At 43.7% G+C, this 17,146-nt stretch carries 18 protein-coding genes; 12 read left to right on the top strand and 6 right to left on the bottom strand.

Annotation, left to right across the window (positions count from 1 at the left end; all coding sequences use genetic code 11):
• Positions 1-68: 68 nt before the first annotated feature.
• The 3 genes from DXX93_RS09320 to DXX93_RS09310 all read left to right on the top strand — a co-directional run bounded on the left by DXX93_RS09320 (position 69) and on the right by DXX93_RS09310 (position 2,434).
• A complete protein-coding gene (locus DXX93_RS09320) occupies positions 69-503 on the top strand; it encodes a hypothetical protein (protein ID WP_116007864.1) in 435 nt (144 codons plus the stop codon).
• Between the two features lie 51 nt (positions 504-554).
• Positions 555-1,028 carry a YchJ family protein gene (locus DXX93_RS09315; protein ID WP_116007863.1) on the top strand — a complete coding sequence of 158 codons (474 nt, stop codon included), beginning with the start codon at positions 555-557 and terminating at the stop codon, positions 1,026-1,028.
• Between the two features lie 224 nt (positions 1,029-1,252).
• The gene (locus tag DXX93_RS09310) at positions 1,253-2,434 is read left to right on the top strand and encodes an IS4 family transposase (protein ID WP_116006901.1); all 1,182 of its coding nucleotides are present in this window, start codon (positions 1,253-1,255) and stop codon (positions 2,432-2,434) included.
• Positions 2,435-2,596: 162 nt separating this feature from the next.
• On the opposite strand, the gene DXX93_RS09305 is transcribed toward DXX93_RS09310, so the two are convergent.
• The 3 genes from DXX93_RS09305 to DXX93_RS09295 all read right to left on the bottom strand — a co-directional run bounded on the left by DXX93_RS09305 (position 2,597) and on the right by DXX93_RS09295 (position 5,452).
• Positions 2,597-3,202 (bottom strand): VC2046/SO_2500 family protein, encoded by a 606-nt coding sequence (locus tag DXX93_RS09305; protein WP_116007862.1) that lies wholly within the window; start codon positions 3,200-3,202, stop codon positions 2,597-2,599.
• A gap of 152 nt (positions 3,203-3,354) precedes the next feature.
• Positions 3,355-4,551, bottom strand: coding sequence for a HAMP domain-containing sensor histidine kinase (locus DXX93_RS09300; protein ID WP_258872634.1), 1,197 nt, complete (start codon positions 4,549-4,551; stop codon positions 3,355-3,357).
• Between the two features lie 184 nt (positions 4,552-4,735).
• A complete protein-coding gene (locus DXX93_RS09295; protein ID WP_116007860.1) occupies positions 4,736-5,452 on the bottom strand; it encodes a winged helix-turn-helix domain-containing protein in 717 nt (238 codons plus the stop codon).
• A gap of 469 nt (positions 5,453-5,921) precedes the next feature.
• On the opposite strand from DXX93_RS09295, the gene xthA reads away from it, so the two are divergent.
• Both xthA and rlmA read left to right on the top strand, forming a co-directional pair.
• Positions 5,922-6,728 (top strand): exodeoxyribonuclease III, encoded by an 807-nt coding sequence (gene xthA / locus DXX93_RS09290; protein ID WP_116007859.1) that lies wholly within the window; start codon positions 5,922-5,924, stop codon positions 6,726-6,728.
• Positions 6,728-7,555 carry a 23S rRNA (guanine(745)-N(1))-methyltransferase gene (gene rlmA / locus DXX93_RS09285; RefSeq protein WP_116007858.1) on the top strand — a complete coding sequence of 276 codons (828 nt, stop codon included), beginning with the start codon at positions 6,728-6,730 and terminating at the stop codon, positions 7,553-7,555. The genes xthA and rlmA overlap by 1 nt, the downstream gene beginning before the upstream one ends.
• Positions 7,556-7,752: 197 nt before the next feature.
• On the opposite strand, the gene yfbV is transcribed toward rlmA, so the two are convergent.
• The gene (gene yfbV, locus DXX93_RS09280) at positions 7,753-8,178 is read right to left on the bottom strand and encodes a terminus macrodomain insulation protein YfbV (RefSeq protein WP_116007857.1); all 426 of its coding nucleotides are present in this window, start codon (positions 8,176-8,178) and stop codon (positions 7,753-7,755) included.
• A 166-nt stretch (positions 8,179-8,344) separates the two neighbouring features.
• On the opposite strand from yfbV, the gene DXX93_RS09275 reads away from it, so the two are divergent.
• From DXX93_RS09275 to DXX93_RS09245, 7 genes are all read left to right on the top strand, one after another.
• A complete protein-coding gene (locus tag DXX93_RS09275; RefSeq protein ID WP_116007856.1) occupies positions 8,345-9,541 on the top strand; it encodes an acetate kinase in 1,197 nt (398 codons plus the stop codon).
• A gap of 4 nt (positions 9,542-9,545) precedes the next feature.
• Positions 9,546-11,657 (top strand): phosphate acetyltransferase, encoded by a 2,112-nt coding sequence (gene pta / locus DXX93_RS09270; RefSeq protein WP_116007855.1) that lies wholly within the window; start codon positions 9,546-9,548, stop codon positions 11,655-11,657.
• 429 nt (positions 11,658-12,086) lie between these two features.
• Positions 12,087-12,479: an ACT domain-containing protein gene (locus tag DXX93_RS09265; RefSeq protein WP_116007854.1), complete on the top strand. Its 393-nt coding sequence runs from the start codon at positions 12,087-12,089 to the stop codon at positions 12,477-12,479.
• A 1-nt stretch (position 12,480) separates the two neighbouring features.
• A complete protein-coding gene (locus tag DXX93_RS09260; protein ID WP_116007853.1) occupies positions 12,481-12,825 on the top strand; it encodes an ArsC family reductase in 345 nt (114 codons plus the stop codon).
• Entirely contained in the window at positions 12,825-13,973 is a 1,149-nt protein-coding gene (gene dapE / locus DXX93_RS09255; RefSeq protein ID WP_116007852.1) for a succinyl-diaminopimelate desuccinylase, read from the top strand. Before DXX93_RS09260 ends, dapE begins: the two co-directional genes overlap by 1 nt.
• Positions 13,974-13,980: 7 nt before the next feature.
• Positions 13,981-14,685 carry a M15 family metallopeptidase gene (locus DXX93_RS09250; RefSeq protein ID WP_116007851.1) on the top strand — a complete coding sequence of 235 codons (705 nt, stop codon included), beginning with the start codon at positions 13,981-13,983 and terminating at the stop codon, positions 14,683-14,685.
• Entirely contained in the window at positions 14,678-14,893 is a 216-nt protein-coding gene (locus tag DXX93_RS09245; protein ID WP_116007850.1) for a hypothetical protein, read from the top strand. Before DXX93_RS09250 ends, DXX93_RS09245 begins: the two co-directional genes overlap by 8 nt.
• 172 nt (positions 14,894-15,065) lie before the next feature.
• Here the strand turns inward: DXX93_RS09245 and bamC are convergent, their stop codons facing one another.
• Positions 15,066-16,163, bottom strand: a complete 1,098-nt coding sequence (bamC, locus tag DXX93_RS09240; protein ID WP_116007849.1) for an outer membrane protein assembly factor BamC — start codon at positions 16,161-16,163, stop codon at positions 15,066-15,068.
• Positions 16,163-17,065 carry a 4-hydroxy-tetrahydrodipicolinate synthase gene (gene dapA / locus DXX93_RS09235; protein WP_116007848.1) on the bottom strand — a complete coding sequence of 301 codons (903 nt, stop codon included), beginning with the start codon at positions 17,063-17,065 and terminating at the stop codon, positions 16,163-16,165. Before dapA ends, bamC begins: the two co-directional genes overlap by 1 nt.
• Positions 17,066-17,146: the final 81 nt, after the last annotated feature.

The following is a 17,146-nucleotide window of genomic DNA, read 5'->3' as shown; positions in this document are numbered from 1 at the left end:
TTAGCTCATTTTAATAATACTGTTTATTTATACAGCATTCGTGTCAACACAAATAATTGGAGATAAATATGGATACATTAAATACTCACTCAGCTGTTAAACAAGTGAATCCGCTTTTGAATGGAGCCTGTTTACACAAGCAAAATGTATTTCAATTATCACCATGGTTTGAACAAAAGACAGAGATGTGCGAACACTCCCTCAAACAACAATTGGCGCAATTAACAAAACGCTATGAACATACAAAGAAATGGATTTTAGTGATCAGTTCAGACAGCCGCGTTGCACATCAAATGCAAGTGAACCCAGAACTAGGCCCAAAAGTGTTGTGGGTGCATGCCAACAAAGTTGCCGTAGCACAAGCCAACCTTGAACGTACGTTAATAAAGGGTAACTGCGCTGCGGTTATTGTTTGTAATGCCAAACAAGCAGCTCTGAATAGCATGCGCATTAAAGCGTTTGCTGAGCAAGGCAAAACACACTGTGTTTTATTCAATAGCTGAATTAGATAAACTACGCGGCCAATGTATTAATGCGTTTAAGTGACCGCGATTATGACAAATAACTTATGCCCTTGCGGTTCAGCCAAGCAATTTGAGCATTGCTGCCAAGTAATTATTCGTGGCGAGAAAAAAGCAAAGAATGCCGAGCAACTGATGCGTTCGCGCTATAGTGCTTATGCCAAAGCAGAGGCGCAGTACCTTTTTGACACCTATGCCACACCGAGCCAACAAGATCTTTCTGTTAAGGATATCGCGGATTGGGCTCAAGAAAATACTTGGCTCAGGCTCACAGTCCATCGCCACGATCCCTTATCAACCCCCGCTCAAGTTGAATTCTCTGCTTTTTATCTCAACCAAGATCGCGTTTATGAAATGCGTGAATGCTCAAACTTTGTGGTCGAGCAAGGCAGCTGGTGTTATCTCGACGGCGATATAATTAAACACGAGGAAGTTGCCTTGGTTAAACGAAATGATGCCTGCCCATGCCTTAGCGGTAAAAAATATAAGAAGTGTTGCGGGCGATAATCTATGTAATACCAATTGAATTAATTAATTGATCAATTCAGAGCGTTGTCAGCGGTGGGAGAATAAGCCAAATTTATGCCGATATAGTTATTCTACATCCAATGAATTTGGCGCAATTATCGCGACGCTGACACGCTCCCAAAGGGCTGAGGAATCCCCAAAAAGTGACAGGCATAACAATTTGTGATCTTATTGAATCGCCAAACACAATAAGGACAACTGCTATGCCTGTAAAATCACTATGCCACAACTACTTTAAAAATACGCTATCTTCCTTCAATCGCGCACGCATGAAAACCTTAATGCTCAGTGCCGATGCGTTAATTGACTCGAATCGGTTAACTCTCACTGATATAGGTCGACACCTCGAAGGAAAAGCGTTCAGTAAAAACAAAATTAAACGAATCGACAGATTTTTAAACAATGACCACTTACAACGAGAGCTTATTGACATTTACCGTGCGCTTGCCAAGCCCGTTATAAGCCAATTGCCATACCTAGTCATTGCTGTCGACTGGAGTGGGTGCTGTGGCTCAAATTATCATTTGTTACGCGCTAGTTTATTGGTCGATGGTCGCTCAATGACGCTCTACAACATGGTTGTTGAAGAAAAGGATAAGGAAACCCGTACCACTCATCAATTGTTTCTCTCACGATTAAGTCACATATTGGCGGGGCATGCGAAAGTGTATATCACATCTGACGGCGGCTTTTTAACACCTTGGTATGCCGAAGTACTTGCCCACGGATGGGATTTTATTGGTCGACTGCGAGGTACAATGAAGTGCCAATTGAAACAGCAGCCAACGCAATGGCAAACCTTAGCGCAGTTAAGAAAGGACGCCAGTTGTACACCTAAAAATTTAGGGAGCGCAAGGTTAACGCAACACAGCAAAACGGGGTGCCAAGCGAGCCTGCACCTTTATCAAGGTGAGCACAGAGGCCGACGCGGGAAAAGCCGCTTTACTAAGGATGATAAAATGTACCGCAACCTTGCTCATGAACCTTGGCTCATCGCGACATCTGATGCCGAGCTAACAAGTCGCGAAGTAATCAATTTGTACGCTAAACGTATGCAAATAGAGCAAAACTTTAGAGATGACAAAAGTGAGCAGTATGGTTTTTCTTGGCGGTTTAGTCGAACGATGGGCATTAAACGGATGAGCATACTGTGCCTTATCGCTTGTGTAGCAAGCTTGGTACTCTGGCTTATTGGCTTTGAAGCAGAAAGAAGAAAATGGCACTTTAGGTTCCAAGCAAATACCGTGAGAAAGCGGCGCGTGCTTTCATTTCTGTCACTCGCCAAAAATATTGTCAAACAATGCCCTCACCAGTTAACAAAGAGGTTTATCAAAAGGAGTTGGTTAAATTTCATTAACGACTACAACAAGATAATCATTGTATGATAAATGGGGATCCCTCAGCCCAAAGGGCGAGTTTAAAAGGCTCATATGCTGCGTCATTGATTTTGACAAGGGAATAACCATTCTCTGCAATCAATGCCTTGCCTCTAAGCCTTTTAATTCTCGCTGAATGATTAAGTAGTTATTTCAATTGGTATAAGCCGATTAAGCAAACTGTTCGGTGATAAGTGGCTGTGAGGTTTTTACTAAGGTGTTTTGAACCGCTTTCAACCAACCTTTAGCATTCAAGGGAAGACGCTCTGCCGATGCCTGCTGAGACGATTCATCTTGTGGATTCGTTGGTTGCACGCGATTTTGGCAATGGATACTTGTGTTTGATAGCACATCGGTAGGCACATGGTGCTTGTTATCACGAAAGCTCAGCGGCTTAGGATTAAGCGCATCACCTAGTTTAACGGATGCCATTAAGTTATCACTGACCAGTGTTGCTTGGTTGTATTGCTGAATTTGCTCAATATTGTTCAGTGCGAGCTCAGCACTTTTGGGCAGTTCAAATTCAGCGCGCAGACTTGCATCTGTGATCTGTTTTTCAGATTGCTCAGTCTTTGGCATTAAAAACTGGCTTTGCTGGCGAACATCATCATTAAGCATCGCCAATAGCAATGCAAAATCAGAACGACGGGCTTGGTGCACGCATTCGTTTAGCGATTCTCCAAGCTGATGTTCATGTTGTAAAAGGATATTCTCAATCAAGCGTTTAACTGCCAAGCGTTGATATAGACGTTCTAATAACGCTATCGACGCATTCACAGTAAACTTTAGAGAAAACGTTGAATGAGTTGTTCGTTAGGTCAAATATTAACCAGCAATGCTGAGTAACATCACTTATCGTATCTCAGCCGTACAAATATTAACTTAAATGAAGACTTTTGAATCAAAGCTTGAAAATGAGAGCTGGGTTATTAGCGTTTTTTGTGGGTTGGCCATCGCATAACAAAACATGCGCCACCAAGACTACTCGACTCAACGTAAACACTACCACCATGCCATTCAAGCACACGTTTAACAATCGCAAGGCCTAAACCAAAGCCACCCGTTTCTTTATTGCGGCTCTCATCTGCCCGCGAAAACGCATCAAATAAGGTGTTTTTAACACAATCGTCCACGCCATTGCCATTGTCTTCTACTTTAATAACGCACTCGCGGCCGACCGTATCACAAGAAATTGCGACTTGGCCGTCACCGTACTTGATCGCATTAGAGATGTAATTGCTTAACGCTCTTTCGATATAGAGGCGATCACAGTGCACCTTAATAGGAAGCGCTGGTGGTTGATAGGTAACTTCTGCACATTGGCCACTGGCTAGCGCTACTTGCTGACTAACAATGTCGTCGAGGTTGTAGTCAGCAAAATTCAGCTTGGGCTTATCACCCTCAAGTGACGCGTATTCTAATAATTCATTAACTAAGCTTTCTAGCTCGTTAATATCACCACATATTTGCTTGATATAGTTTTGACGTTTTGTTTCATCATCTGCTCGACTGAGCATTTGCAGTGCAAATTTACTGCGTGCCATTGGCGTTCTGAGTTCGTGCGAGATTGCGGTCGTCAGCTCTTTATGGGCGTCAATCAAATGCTTAATTCGCACTGCCATACCATTAAAGCCGTGAATTAACCCCGCCATCATAATGGATTTGGGTTTTGCTGCTTGCACATCAAAGTGCTCTTTACCAAACTCTTTAGTGACTCGACGCAATTCGTGTAAATCGCGAGAAATGGGCCACAACCACACCAAAATCATCACCGCCAATGCAACGAGTACCAGCACTCGCACCATGGTTTCGGCTCTGGGTCTAGTAGGAATTTCTGTTGGCCCCAAGGTGATCGCATAGTTCGAGCCAGCAATTAGGTGGTGTAAAGTAACCGTATCCTGCTCAATGAAAACATTTGTATGACCTGCGCCAACAGCGCGCCGCTCGCCATGTTTTGCTGCCACTTCGATATCGGTTATTCGTGCCAATGCGAGCGGCAGATGATAGCGATTAGCAGCGTCTTCAATAACACCTTGCCACTCGTTTTGCGGATGATTGCTAACGTAATCACCTATGGCCTGTAGCATGGTTTTATAGCCCGTATAAGATTCAACATCTTGATCCATGTACGAGTTCCAAACCTCATCTAAAAGCCATGAAGCCACGATAAAAGTTAGGGTGATTAAGAAGTACAGGCTAAGAAAAGAACGGCCGATTTTTACGAAGGTTTTCATCAATAAATGGATTTACTTCTATTTTCAACAAGCGGTTGGCAAGCGCTGCCAACCGAACTTGTAAAGGACAAAACTACTAGCTCCATGCATCAGGCACGAATAGGTAACCTTGGCCCCATATGGTTTTAATGCGAAATGGCGTATCGTTACTGTCGTGTAATTTTTTACGCAGGCGAGAAATGCGTACATCAACGCTGCGATCCATGCCGTCGTATTCACGACCAACAACCGCTTTGTAGATATAATCACGATTTTGTACTTCCCCTGCGCGGCTTGCTAATAACCACAATAAATCAAATTCTTGGCTGGTTAGCTCGATAGATTCACCGTGTAAAGTGACTTGTCTTGAACCTCGATTAATATAAAGTTCGCCGATACTCAGCACTTCTTTATCTTTCGGGTCACTTGCTAACTCACCTCGACGTAACAAGGCATTTACTCGTGCCAGCAACACTCTCGGTTCTACTGGCTTAATAACATAATCATCGGCACCAATTTCAAGACCCAACACTTGGTCAAAATCAGTCCCTTTAGCTGTCAGCATCAATATCGGTCCGCTATACGTCGTTCTAACGTCTCGGCATACTGCAAAACCGTCTTTTCCCGGCAGCATAACGTCCAAAACAATGAGATCTGGAGTAAAACTTTCCACGCGTTTTGCGGCAGTATCACCACGAAACTCTTGTTTTACATGAAAACCTTCTGTAGTTAAAAAATCTGCTACAAGATCAGATAGTTGGCGGTCATCTTCCACCAAAAGTATCTTTTTTACCGATGACATGTTATCTGACATTTTGACTCCATTTGTTGATATAAACCGTTAATAATCGTAAACAGTCCATAATCTTGCCTATTTATTGCAATAATTGCATGTGCTATCTGGTTTTTTTATTCCGTTGGCACACAATAAATTGCTATTTTTATCGCTTCAACTGAGCTTAACCTTAATTAACTTGTTTAGATATAACAACTTAAAGTACAAGGTATTACCCTCTGGCTACATTAAGTTACATCTTTATAACAAAAGTTCTAAACACTTTTAGGTCTACGGTATGCCCTAGCCCTTTTCATTGCCTGTTCGAGATAAACACAATGCACTCATAATATGTTGCGCAATACACGACTAATTGAGGCCAGCACAAATTCCTTATCCGCCCAGACTAAGCGTTTATCAATCCACAAACCGATGATAAACTTGCTGATATCTCTGTCGTTGGTCTTGCCAACATACTCAAAAATAATACACACAAAGCATATAAAAAATGAAAATCATCTCTTTTAATATTAATGGTCTACGCGCTAGGCTTCACCAGTTGCAAGCTTTAATTGATAAGCATCAACCAGACATCATAGGTTTGCAGGAAATTAAAGTGCACGACGAAGCCTTTCCACTTGAAGCTGTCGAAGCAATGGGCTATCACGTCTATTTTCACGGACAAAAAGCACATTATGGTGTGGCGATGCTCTGCAAAAAACCTGCTGATAAAGTAATCAAAGGATTTCCAACTGATACCGACGAGGCGCAGCGCCGCATGATCATGGTAGAAACGAGCAATGAACTTGGTGAAAAAGTTACCGTATTAAACGGCTATTTCCCACAAGGTGACAATATCGCGCATGAGACCAAGTTCCCGTATAAACGTCAGTTTTACAAAGATTTGATGACTTATTTAAACGATCATCATTCGCCAGAAGACAATGTTGTCGTAATGGGCGACATTAATATTTCACCGATTGATTTGGATATAGGCATAGGTGAAGTAAACCGCAAACGTTGGCTAAAAACAGGTAAATGCAGCTTCCAACCAGAAGAGCGTGAATGGCTTAAAACATTAATGGACTGGGGCTTTAAGGACACTTTCCGCGAGTTACATCCAACTCGTGAAGAACGATACTCTTGGTTTGATTATCGTTCAAAAGGTTTTGATGACAATCGAGGTCTGCGCATTGATGTGGTTTTAGCAACTGAAAAAATGGCAGCAACCTGTATTGAATCTGACGTAGACTATGAACTGCGTGGCATTGAAAAACCTTCGGATCACGCGCCAATTTGGTCGACATTCAAATAATGTCAACAACTGAAAAACTCGCCCAATACCGCTGTCCAATTTGCCAAAGTGATCTTGCTGTGGCAAATAGCAGCTATCGTTGCCGTCAAAATCACTGTTTTGACATGGCTAAAGAGCACTACGTTAATTTGCTCCCCGTTCAGTTTAAGCAGTCAAAAAATCCTGGTGATAATAAAGCCATGGTTAATGCTCGACGCGCCTTCTTAGAGAAGGGTTATTACCAGCCACTCGTTGAGTGTTTAGTCGAAAAATATCTTGCGTTTAATGGTCATAATGGCCAACTGCTTGATGCTGGATGTGGCGAGGGCTATTACACTCACCAGCACAAGCAAGACAGTAACCAGGTATATGGTGTCGACATCGCCAAAGAGGCGATCAAAAAAGCAGGTAAAAAGTATCGCGACTGCCACTTTAGTGTCGCCACCTTGTCAAAACTGCCATTCACAGATCACTTTTTTAACTGGATAGTCTCTATTTATGCGCCAATTTTAGAGCAAGAGTTTACGCGAGTATTGGCACCACAGGGGTATTTAATCACTGTGACGCCAGGTGCTAACCACCTCTTGGAATTAAAACAAAAGGTCTATGAACAGGCACTAACACACGATGAAACAAGGCAGCCGATCAGTGATTTAACAAGTATCGAAGAATGGCACTTGAACTATAAGATGACACTAGCCACTGGTGAAGATTGCCTTAATTTACTATCAATGACACCGTTTGCATTCAAGGCGAGTGAAAGGGTTAAAAATTGGTTAGCTCAGCAAGCCAATTTTGAATGTCAGGCTGATTTTCTGATTAAGCTCTACCAAAAGCCTAGCGACTAACGGCTTACCTATTCAAAGCAACGTAGAATAAATCCCTTAAAACGAATGTCATAACAGAAAAGGCAATCATTAATATAGTGATTGCCTTTTGTACTGCGGGGGTCGTTGTACTTGAGGGTTGGTTAGCTATTACTCGACCACGGCTTGTACACTAGCTAAGCATTACCTGTTCACTCACTGCATTTAGATGAAACTTGCTATTTTCGAGAGTGGGTGTATGTGATGTTCAACAATTTAGCTAAATCAAGGTATTTGGGGTTGGCCGTTGACAGTTTGATGTCGCCCCCTTGCTCGTTGAACCTTGCAACCCCTTGTTTATACCAAGATGCCAGTGATGGCGGCAGCACTTTGTCGGCATTAACACCGAGCATGACTAATGCTTGCACTGGCATAGATAACAACAAAATTGCATAGAATAACGCCATTGCTACAGCATTGTCTGTCTGCAAACTCAACTGTAAGACTAAACAGCATACAGCCAAGCCAGGGATGACGTTGATCACTAAGCGCGCAAATTGCACTGTGCGGTACTCGGCAAAGTACTCGCCGAGCTCAGCACGCTTAGGCCAGAGCTTCATGTATTGATAGCCCAATTTAATGAGCGCAGAGACACTGAGTTTCATAATCTTAAATGTAAACCATAGACTGCGTAATTAATAGTAAAAACATGTAATCTCAATTCTCTTCTGTCTCTAGCCGTTGTATAATTAGAGCAATTACTTAAACCCTGACTTTTGCAAAATAGACTAAGATTATTAGGCTATTACGATACAACATAATTGAGTGACTATGACTAAACAAACTATTCTTGTCATAAACTGTGGCAGTTCTTCATTAAAATTTGCGTTAATTGATGTGGCAACCAAAGAAGAGTCGCTATCTGGCCTGGCCCAGCGCTTGGGCTCAGAGCAAGCATCGATCACCATTAAATACAAGGGTGATAAGCAAACAATGGCGCTTACAGCCCCTTACTTGCACCAAGCAGCACTCGCAAAACTTATCGAATTTTTAAAAACGAATAGTTTAACAGACAGTATTGTTGCCATTGGTCATCGCGTTGTACATGGCGGCGAAGAGTACCACCTGCCAACCCTTATTACTGAAAAAGTCATGGCACAGCTTAAAAAGCTGAGTAATTTAGCCCCGCTACACAACCCGGCAAATATCATAGGTATTGAAGCTGCGCTAGCAGCATTTGAGCACTTACCACAAGTTGCAGTGTTCGATACCGCCTTCCACCAGAGCATACCTAACAAAGCATTCTTATATGCAGTACCGCAAAAACTTTACAAAGAACACAGTATTCGCAAATACGGTTTCCACGGTACCAGTCACTACTTCGTTAGTCGTGAAGCAGCCAATATGCTTGGCAAAGACATTAATGAACTAAGCTTAGTGACCGTTCACTTGGGCAATGGTTGTAGTTTGGCGGCCATTGAAGCGGGTCAAAGCGTTGACACTAGCATGGGCTTTACGCCACTTGCTGGCGTTACTATGGGCACGCGCAGCGGCGATATTGACCCAGGTGTTATTTTCCACCTGACATCTCACTGTGGTTATACGGTAGAGCAAGTCGATGCTATGCTCAACAAAGAAAGTGGCTTACTGGGCTTGTCAGGCATCAGCAACGATTGTCGAACACTAGAAGAGCAAGCACTAGAAGAAAACAACCCACAAGCTAAGTTAGCATTAGATGTATTTAGCTTTACCATCGCTAAATCACTGGCCGCAATGACCGTTAGCCTCTCGAAACTCGACGGTATTGTCTTTACTGGTGGTATTGGTGAAAACTCTGACTATGTGCGTGACCAAGTGATTAAACAGCTTTCTGTGCTCGGTTTATCACTTAACGAAGCATTAAATGCACAAGCGATTCGCGGTAAGTCATTGAATATTGCCACTGAACAATCGCCTGCGATTTTGGTCGTACCGACCAATGAAGAATGGGTTATCGCCAACCAAACTCACCAACTGATCCAAGAGTAAAATTATGTCACATCAAGTAATGTTAGTGCCTGCGGGTTTTGGGGTTGGCTTAGGCAGTGTCGCCATGGGCCTTATCCACTCATGCCAGCAACAAGGATTAAATGTTGTTCACTACAAGCCAATCTCACAGCCAGCTCGCAATGTACGCCGCTCGCGCCAACCAGAAGCTAATGTAAATTCAACTACGAAAAGCTTGCCGATCAGCTACGTCGAAGAAAAGATGGGTGATGGTGAGCTGGAAGTTGTATTAGAGCAAATCGTAGAAACCTACACCCAGCTTACGCAAGAATATGACTTAGTCGTTGTGGAAGGCTTAATTCCGACCACGAGACAGCCTTATGCCGTTCGCTTCAATCGCGAAGTAGCACAAGCATTATCCATTAATGTCGTGTTAGTTGCCTCACCAGATAACGATACTTTCGAAGAATTTGAAGACCGTATTGAAGTTTCTGCAGCCACCTACGGTGGACTAAAAGGCAAACGTTTAATCGGCTGCGTGATTAACAAGGTGAATTCGCCCGATAAAGACGAATACGGGTTATTACCACGCGAAAACGAAATTCAACCAACGCCCAATTTAGACACTTGGCAAGACCTGAGTATCTTCAAAAACGATAGCTTCCGTTTATTAGGTACTATTCCATGGGAATTGGATCTTATCGCACCACGCGTAAAAGATATCGCTGACTACTTAGATGCAGAAGTGATTAACGCTGGCGACTTTGAACATCGCCGCATTCGCAGTGTATCGTTTTGCGCTCGCACCTTAGCAAACCTAACAAGCCACTTAGTGCCGGGTCGCTTAATCGTCACCCCGGGCGATCGCGTTGATATTATTGTGGCTACGTGTCTATCAGCATTAAACGGTACTAAAGTTGGTGCATTGTTATTAACGAATGGTTACCAACTCAACGACAACGTGATGTCGCTGTGTCAACAGGCGTTTGACGCCGGTTTACCTGTGCTGTCGGTTAAGTCTGATACCTGGCAAACCTCGCGTTATATCATGAACTTTAACCCAGAAATGCCAGAAGATGATGTGCAGCGCGAAGAAAAAGTGAAGCAATTTGTCGCCGATCACTTAGCGCAAGATTGGGTTAATGAGTTCACCGAAAACGTTACGGTTAATCGCCAATTCTCGCCGCCAGCATTCAGACACAAATTAACCGTGATGGCGCGCAATGCAGACAAGTTGATCGTACTACCTGAGGGTAACGATATTCGCACGATTAAAGCGGCAGCAATTTGTGCTGAACGCCATATTGCGCGTTGTCAGTTACTGGGTGATAAAGAAGAGATCCTCCGCCTAGCTGAGCAACAAGGTATTACTTTACCGCAAGGTGTGATCATCACAGATCCTAGTGAGATTATTGAAAACTACGTTGGCCCTATGGTCGAATTACGCAAGCACAAAGGCTTAACCGACGTTGTTGCGCGGGAAAAACTGCAAGACAACGTAGTGCTCGGCACTATGATGTTACAGCTTGGTCAAGTCGATGGCTTAGTCTCAGGCGCAGTGAATACCACAGCGAATACCATTAGGCCTGCACTGCAGTTAGTGAAAACGGCACCAGACTCAAGTTTAGTTTCGTCAGTATTCTTTATGTTGCTGCCAGATCAAGTACTCGTGTATGGCGACTGTGCAATCAACCCGGATCCAAACGCTGAACAGCTAGCCGATATCGCGATTCAATCTGCTGACTCGGCACTGCAATTTGGTATCGACCCTAAAGTTGCGATGATCAGTTACAGCACAGGCACTTCTGGCTCAGGCGCAGATGTAGAAAAAGTAACGAAGGCGACTGAAATTGCAAAAGCTAAGCGCCCTGACCTGATTATTGATGGCCCACTGCAATACGATGCCGCCATCATGGAAAATGTGGCCAAGAAAAAAGCGCCAAACAGCCCAGTTGCCGGTCAAGCAACCGTGTTTGTGTTCCCGGACTTAAACACGGGTAATACAACCTATAAAGCGGTGCAAAGATCAGCCGACCTCATCAGTATTGGGCCAATGCTGCAAGGTATGGCGAAACCAGTGAATGATTTGTCTCGCGGCGCGCTAGTTGATGATATTGTCTACACTATCGCTTTGACGGCAATTCAAGCAGATAAGTAAAAAACTCTGACACTTTGCCCTTTTCTGAGCAATTTAACTGGTCATGATGCACCAAATTGTAGCGGCTTTAACAAAAGCCGCTATTTTTACCCCTTTTATCTCGTTTTTTAGTGCTGTTTAACTAGTCAAAAAACGAGCCATTTATATTTCCTTTATTTTTCAATACCTTTAAGCCTTTCCCATGGTTTGCTAACAAACTTATCCACAACTTTTGTGGATATCATTTTTTACCCAATTTGAGCAACTTGCCAAAATATCTCACTAAAATTGGGTGTTTAAATCATGGTTTTTAGCGATTTATTAACAAAATTAAAACCAACTTCTCAAAAAAGTAAATATTAACAACTTGAGCCCTTATTAGTCGGTTAGTTTTCTGTATTAAAACTTGCTAAGATAAAACCACCAATAAGTGCGACGACAGGAGCAAACATGGCAAGTAATGCCCTAACTTTACAGCTGCTCAAGGAAACTTTTGCGATACATAGCTTATCACCTGACAGTGACATACCGATGGAAGTGTTTGCTGCACCGATTTACTTTATCGCTAAAACTTATGATGAAGTATCCTTAGTACTGCCTCAGTCCATGACCATCGACAGTGAAGACGTCGAAAAAGACTGGCGCGCGCTTGAAGTTGTTGGTCCACTAGGCTTTAGCCTGACCGGGATTTTATCGCGCATTTCCAGTATATTAGCAGCGGACAAAATCAGTATTTTTGCAATTTCAACTTTCGACACGGATTACATTTTGGTTAAAGAGAATTTGATCGACAACGCTATCGACGCACTACAGCACAATCAGTACAACATTATTAGAGATTAATATGACAACCCTATACGGCATCCCAAATTGCGATACAGTAAAAAAAGCACGTAAGTGGCTCGACGAAAAAAGCATTAGCCACCACTTCCACGACTTTAGGAAAGATGGCCTAAGTGAAGCGTTACTTACCTCATTTCTCGAAAAAACAGCGTGGGATCAGTTGCTTAATAAGCGCAGCACAAGTTTCCGCAATTTAAGCGATGACGTTAAAAATAATCTTGACGAAGCAACAGCTAAAGCAGCCATGTTGGCAGAGCCAACACTAATCAAGCGCCCTGTGACTGTGGTAGGCGATGAAATACTGGTGGGCTTTAAAGCTGATACTTTTGCCAATAAGTTTGCCTAATGAACCATCCTGTAATTGAACTCGCTAAAGCGCTCATTGAGCGCGAGTCAGTAACACCACAAGACGCTGGCTGCCAACCCTTGATGGCTGAGCGCTTGACCGCATTGGGGTTTGATATTGAAACCATGGTGTTTGAAGATACCACCAATATGTGGGCAAGAAAGGGGAGCAAGGCCCCCGTATTTTGTTTTGCCGGCCACACAGACGTCGTACCCGCTGGTGATTTAAGTCAATGGCACACCGACCCGTTTACCCCGGTTATTCACAACGATATGCTTTATGGCAGAGGCGCGGCGGATATGAAAGGTTCGCTAGCAGCGATGATTATTGCTACCGAGCGCTTCGTCAACGATTACCCAAATCACCAAGGCTCGATTAGCTACTTGATTACGAGCGATGAAGAAGGCCCATTTATCAATGGTACAACTCGTGTCATTGACACACTGGAAGCCCGACAAGAAAAAATTGACCACTGTATTGTTGGTGAACCTTCGAGTTCACATCGCGTCGGCGATATTGTTAAAAACGGTCGTCGCGGCTCTATTTCCGGTGAGCTGGTGATCAAAGGTAAGCAAGGTCATGTGGCCTACCCGGATCATGTCGTCAACCCGATTCACTTGGCCACTCCCGCACTTGCTGAATTAAGCCAAACCGCATGGGACAATGGCAACGACTACTTCCCTGCAACCAGCTTTCAGCTGACCAATATCTACAGCGGAACAGGCGCTACCAACGTGGTGCCAGGGCAATTAACCGCATTGTTTAATTTGCGCTATAGCACTGAATTAGACGATCAAACCATAGTCGCTCAAGTCAACGAAATTTTGACTCGCCACCAGCTGGATTACGACATCAAGTGGACATACAACGGTCAGCCATTTATTACTGAACCCGGCGTGTTGCTTGACAGTGTTGTTGATGCCATCGCAACCGTAACCAAGCAAACAACCCAGCTGTCAACTTCTGGCGGCACATCGGATGGTCGATTTATTGCGCCAACTGGTGCCGAGGTGATTGAACTGGGGCCATGCAATGCGACAATTCACCAAGTCAATGAATGTGTTGCTTGCGACGACCTGATCCAGTTGGTCGATATTTATTACCACAGCATGGTCAACATTCTCGCCAAGCTCAACAGTGAGTGCTAAGTAAACGGTGAGTAAACAAAATATCGCGACATTCAGCAAACTCGCATTAACAGGAAAAAGCGACAATCATATCCACTGGCTAAATGAACGTCATGGCATTCACCACCAAGTGTTAAATGACTGGCAAGCCATGGCTAAATCAGCCGAAAAAGATGGTTTACACCTGACATTGGTCAGTGGCTTTCGCTCGTTTGAGCGCCAGATGGCAATATGGAATCGCAAGTTTAACGGCCAATTACCGGTACTTGATGAGCATGAAAAACCGCTTAACATGGCATCGATGAGTGATTTAGCAAAAATCACCGCCATTATGTTGTTTTCTGCCCTACCCGGTGCAAGTCGCCACCATTGGGGTAGCGATATTGACGTTTATGCACCTAACTTGCTGGCTGACGATCAAACATTACAACTTGAGCAATGGGAATACCAAACGGATGGCCCTATGGCGCAATTGAGCTTGTGGCTGCAGGAAAATGCAAAACACTTTGGGTTTTATTTTCCTTATGATAAGTTTCGTGGCGGCGTAGCGGCGGAGCCTTGGCATTTATCGCATTCAGCAACGGCCGCGGGTTTTCAAGCAGCGCTCACAACATCAGTGTTAGCTGATGCCATAGCAAATTCAGGAGTTGCCGGCAAAGCAACCATCATTGAACATTTAGACATGCTTTATCACACATATATCACGAACATTGGAGATTACCCAAATGGATAATCACTGGCTGGTTATTTTAATTATTGTAGTGGTGGTGCTATTTATGATTGGTAATTTTAGTACGGTGCATAAAACTGCTCACAAGCCACTGCGAAAAAAAGGCTTAAATGACCTCAAAGAAACCTTACCGCGCAGTCCCAAACGCGAGCAAGAAAGTGGCTTACCCACGTTCAATAAGTCAACTAACTCATTACCTAAGCAAGAATAGCCATTACTGAGTTGCAGAGAAGAAAATTATACCAATTGAAATAGCAACTTATTACCTTGATTACTCGATATAAAAAAACTCCGATTAACGGAGTTTTTTTATATGCCTTTTGAGAGTGAATTTACAAAAGTACTGCTACTGTTTCGCCTACACCCATTTTCGAGTTTTTAGATTACAAATCTCTAAACGAAAGTGCAGGCTCCATGACCGAAAACACTTCTTCAAGAATGTCTTTTGAGAGAGCCTGCTCCTCACTGTTGTAAATGGTTAGCGCTGTGCTTTCGCCCTCACTTTCGGCACTGCTTTGTTCCGTTAATTTGAACTGGTAACTGGCATCCCCCAATTCTAGTACTGGAATGTCGTCACCCCAAATGCGATCCCACAAACTGATATCAGGCTTGGTAAAGTCAACAAAGTACACTTTTTTGCTATCGTTTAAGTCAGTAATTTCAAAACCGTAACGTTCGAAGAAGAGCGGTAGGTTTGACCACAGCAGATCCGCTTCCATTTCGATGATATAAGCCGCCTCACCCGTTGAGTTTTCACCAATTGACACTAATTTTTGATTAGCGCGCATCAAGCGGTTTTCACGTTGTTGCAAGCGATACTTGTAATCGACAGTTGCAGTGATCTCATTTAACAACGCCATTTCGGCGCGGTGTTTATCAATCACATCTGGCGTTTTAGTTGAGCCTGATTGATCGGTTTTCATATAATCAACCATGGTCACTTCAAGTGAAACACTACGACCATGAGGCTTGGTCGTTAAATCAAAACGAAAGCGCATGCTCTCAGACGCATCGACCTCCTTAAATAACCAGCCTGATTCTTCTTCGCTGTGAAACCAATCAGATTCAAGTGACAGTGCAGTGTCATTTTCAGGGCGCAGCGCAACATTATTTTCCAATAACGTATCTTTGACCGCTGTTTGAATAAATTCCGCCAACGCTTTGTCTTCTAGCACTTTATCAAACCAAATAATCGCTTTGCCACTTTCAGGCACTACGCGTGAGGAGGCTGCAATGGGTAATACAAGCGATGGCGCTCTTACGTCCATTTCATTGCCGATAGGGCCTTGCGTGATATTGTCGCCAGCGATTTTAAATTCATCTTGTGCTGCTGGTTTGTGCAACGATTGAGGAACGACTAACGGTGCAGGCTCTTCAACCTTAGCATATTCAAAATCGCCGGACGCTTGATTATGACGAACACTACTACATGCCGAAATGGACAGTGCCAATACCGATAAATAAAGACTACGACGACTCATTAATACTCCTGAAAATGTTGTGTTAAGTCTGCTAATGTTGCCGAAACTAATTGCTGCCCTGTTGTTGATAACGGACAAAGTGGCAAACGCATTTTAGCATTGGGTAAGCGCTTAATTGCTTGCATTGCCCACTTTACGGGGATCGGGTTCGACTCAACAAATAAATTTTTATGTAACTGGGCCAGTTGCTGATCAAGCAACTCTGCCTGTTGGTATTTTTCTTCTTTTATAAACTGCTGTATCTGTGCCATAACGCCCGGCACTAGGTTCGCGGTCACTGATATTACACCGTCCCCACCGAGTTTACAAAACTCTGTGGCGCTTTCATCATCGCCGCTGAGCAAGATAAAATGCCCCTCACATAATTGGCGGTATTGTGCAATACGCGCAAGCTCAGCTGTTGCATCTTTGATACCGCAAACTTGGGATAGTTCCGCAAGCTTTGCGACAAGACTAACAGGCAAATCACACCCCGTGCGGCTGGGCACATTGTAAAGCAAAATTGGCAGCTGGCTAGCGTTATTAATCGCGCGATAATGCGCCATTAAGCCATCAATCGAAGGCTTATTGTAATAAGGAGTAACGGTAAGAAAACCATCAATACCTGTGGTGTTTAGCTGTTTAGTTAACGCCACACTGCGGCGAGTACAATTGCAGCCATTACCAGCAATAATGGCAATGCGTTTTTCACCGTATTTTGCATTGTGTGTTGCACTAAAACGGGCTAGCGCAATAACGTCTTCATCGCTTAACGTTGCCGACTCCCCCGTGGTGCCAGCAATCACAATGGCACTCGTGCCTTGGCTAATATGCCAATCAATCAAGTTGGCCACTTGAGCAAAATCAATTTGCTCGTGCTCATCAAAGGGCGTCACCAAGGCGACAATACTACCGGTAAACATTAAAACTATGGCTATTGCGTAAAATTGCGCTCATGGTACTCGCCGCGCAGGGCAATAACAAGGCGAATACCGTGGCAACAA

The organism is Thalassotalea euphylliae (assembly GCF_003390335.1).
In the GTDB taxonomy this organism is placed as follows: domain Bacteria; phylum Pseudomonadota; class Gammaproteobacteria; order Enterobacterales; family Alteromonadaceae; genus Thalassotalea_F; species Thalassotalea_F euphylliae_B.
Note: the sequence above shows the minus strand (reverse complement) of the source record. Positions and strands in the feature narration are given on the sequence as shown.

Bases quoted from the DNA above. Each gene is read 5' to 3' on its own strand.
- DXX93_RS09320 (WP_116007864.1), top strand. From the start codon at position 69: ATGGATACATTAAATACTCACTCAGCTGTTAAACAAGTGAATCCGCTT.
- DXX93_RS09310 (WP_116006901.1), top strand. From the start codon at position 1,253: ATGCCTGTAAAATCACTATGCCACAACTACTTTAAAAATACGCTATCT.
- DXX93_RS09275 (WP_116007856.1), top strand. From the start codon at position 8,345: ATGACTAAACAAACTATTCTTGTCATAAACTGTGGCAGTTCTTCATTA.
- xthA (WP_116007859.1), top strand. From the start codon at position 5,922: ATGAAAATCATCTCTTTTAATATTAATGGTCTACGCGCTAGGCTTCAC.
- pta (WP_116007855.1), top strand. From the start codon at position 9,546: ATGTCACATCAAGTAATGTTAGTGCCTGCGGGTTTTGGGGTTGGCTTA.
- yfbV (WP_116007857.1), bottom strand. From the start codon at position 8,178: ATGAAACTCAGTGTCTCTGCGCTCATTAAATTGGGCTATCAATACATG.
- rlmA (WP_116007858.1), top strand. From the start codon at position 6,728: ATGTCAACAACTGAAAAACTCGCCCAATACCGCTGTCCAATTTGCCAA.
- DXX93_RS09315 (WP_116007863.1), top strand. From the start codon at position 555: ATGACAAATAACTTATGCCCTTGCGGTTCAGCCAAGCAATTTGAGCAT.
- DXX93_RS09295 (WP_116007860.1), bottom strand. From the start codon at position 5,452: ATGTCAGATAACATGTCATCGGTAAAAAAGATACTTTTGGTGGAAGAT.
- dapE (WP_116007852.1), top strand. From the start codon at position 12,825: ATGAACCATCCTGTAATTGAACTCGCTAAAGCGCTCATTGAGCGCGAG.
- dapA (WP_116007848.1), bottom strand. From the start codon at position 17,065: ATGTTTACCGGTAGTATTGTCGCCTTGGTGACGCCCTTTGATGAGCAC.
- DXX93_RS09265 (WP_116007854.1), top strand. From the start codon at position 12,087: ATGGCAAGTAATGCCCTAACTTTACAGCTGCTCAAGGAAACTTTTGCG.
- bamC (WP_116007849.1), bottom strand. From the start codon at position 16,163: ATGAGTCGTCGTAGTCTTTATTTATCGGTATTGGCACTGTCCATTTCG.
- DXX93_RS09260 (WP_116007853.1), top strand. From the start codon at position 12,481: ATGACAACCCTATACGGCATCCCAAATTGCGATACAGTAAAAAAAGCA.
- DXX93_RS09245 (WP_116007850.1), top strand. From the start codon at position 14,678: ATGGATAATCACTGGCTGGTTATTTTAATTATTGTAGTGGTGGTGCTA.
- DXX93_RS09300 (WP_258872634.1), bottom strand. From the start codon at position 4,551: ATGGATCAAGATGTTGAATCTTATACGGGCTATAAAACCATGCTACAG.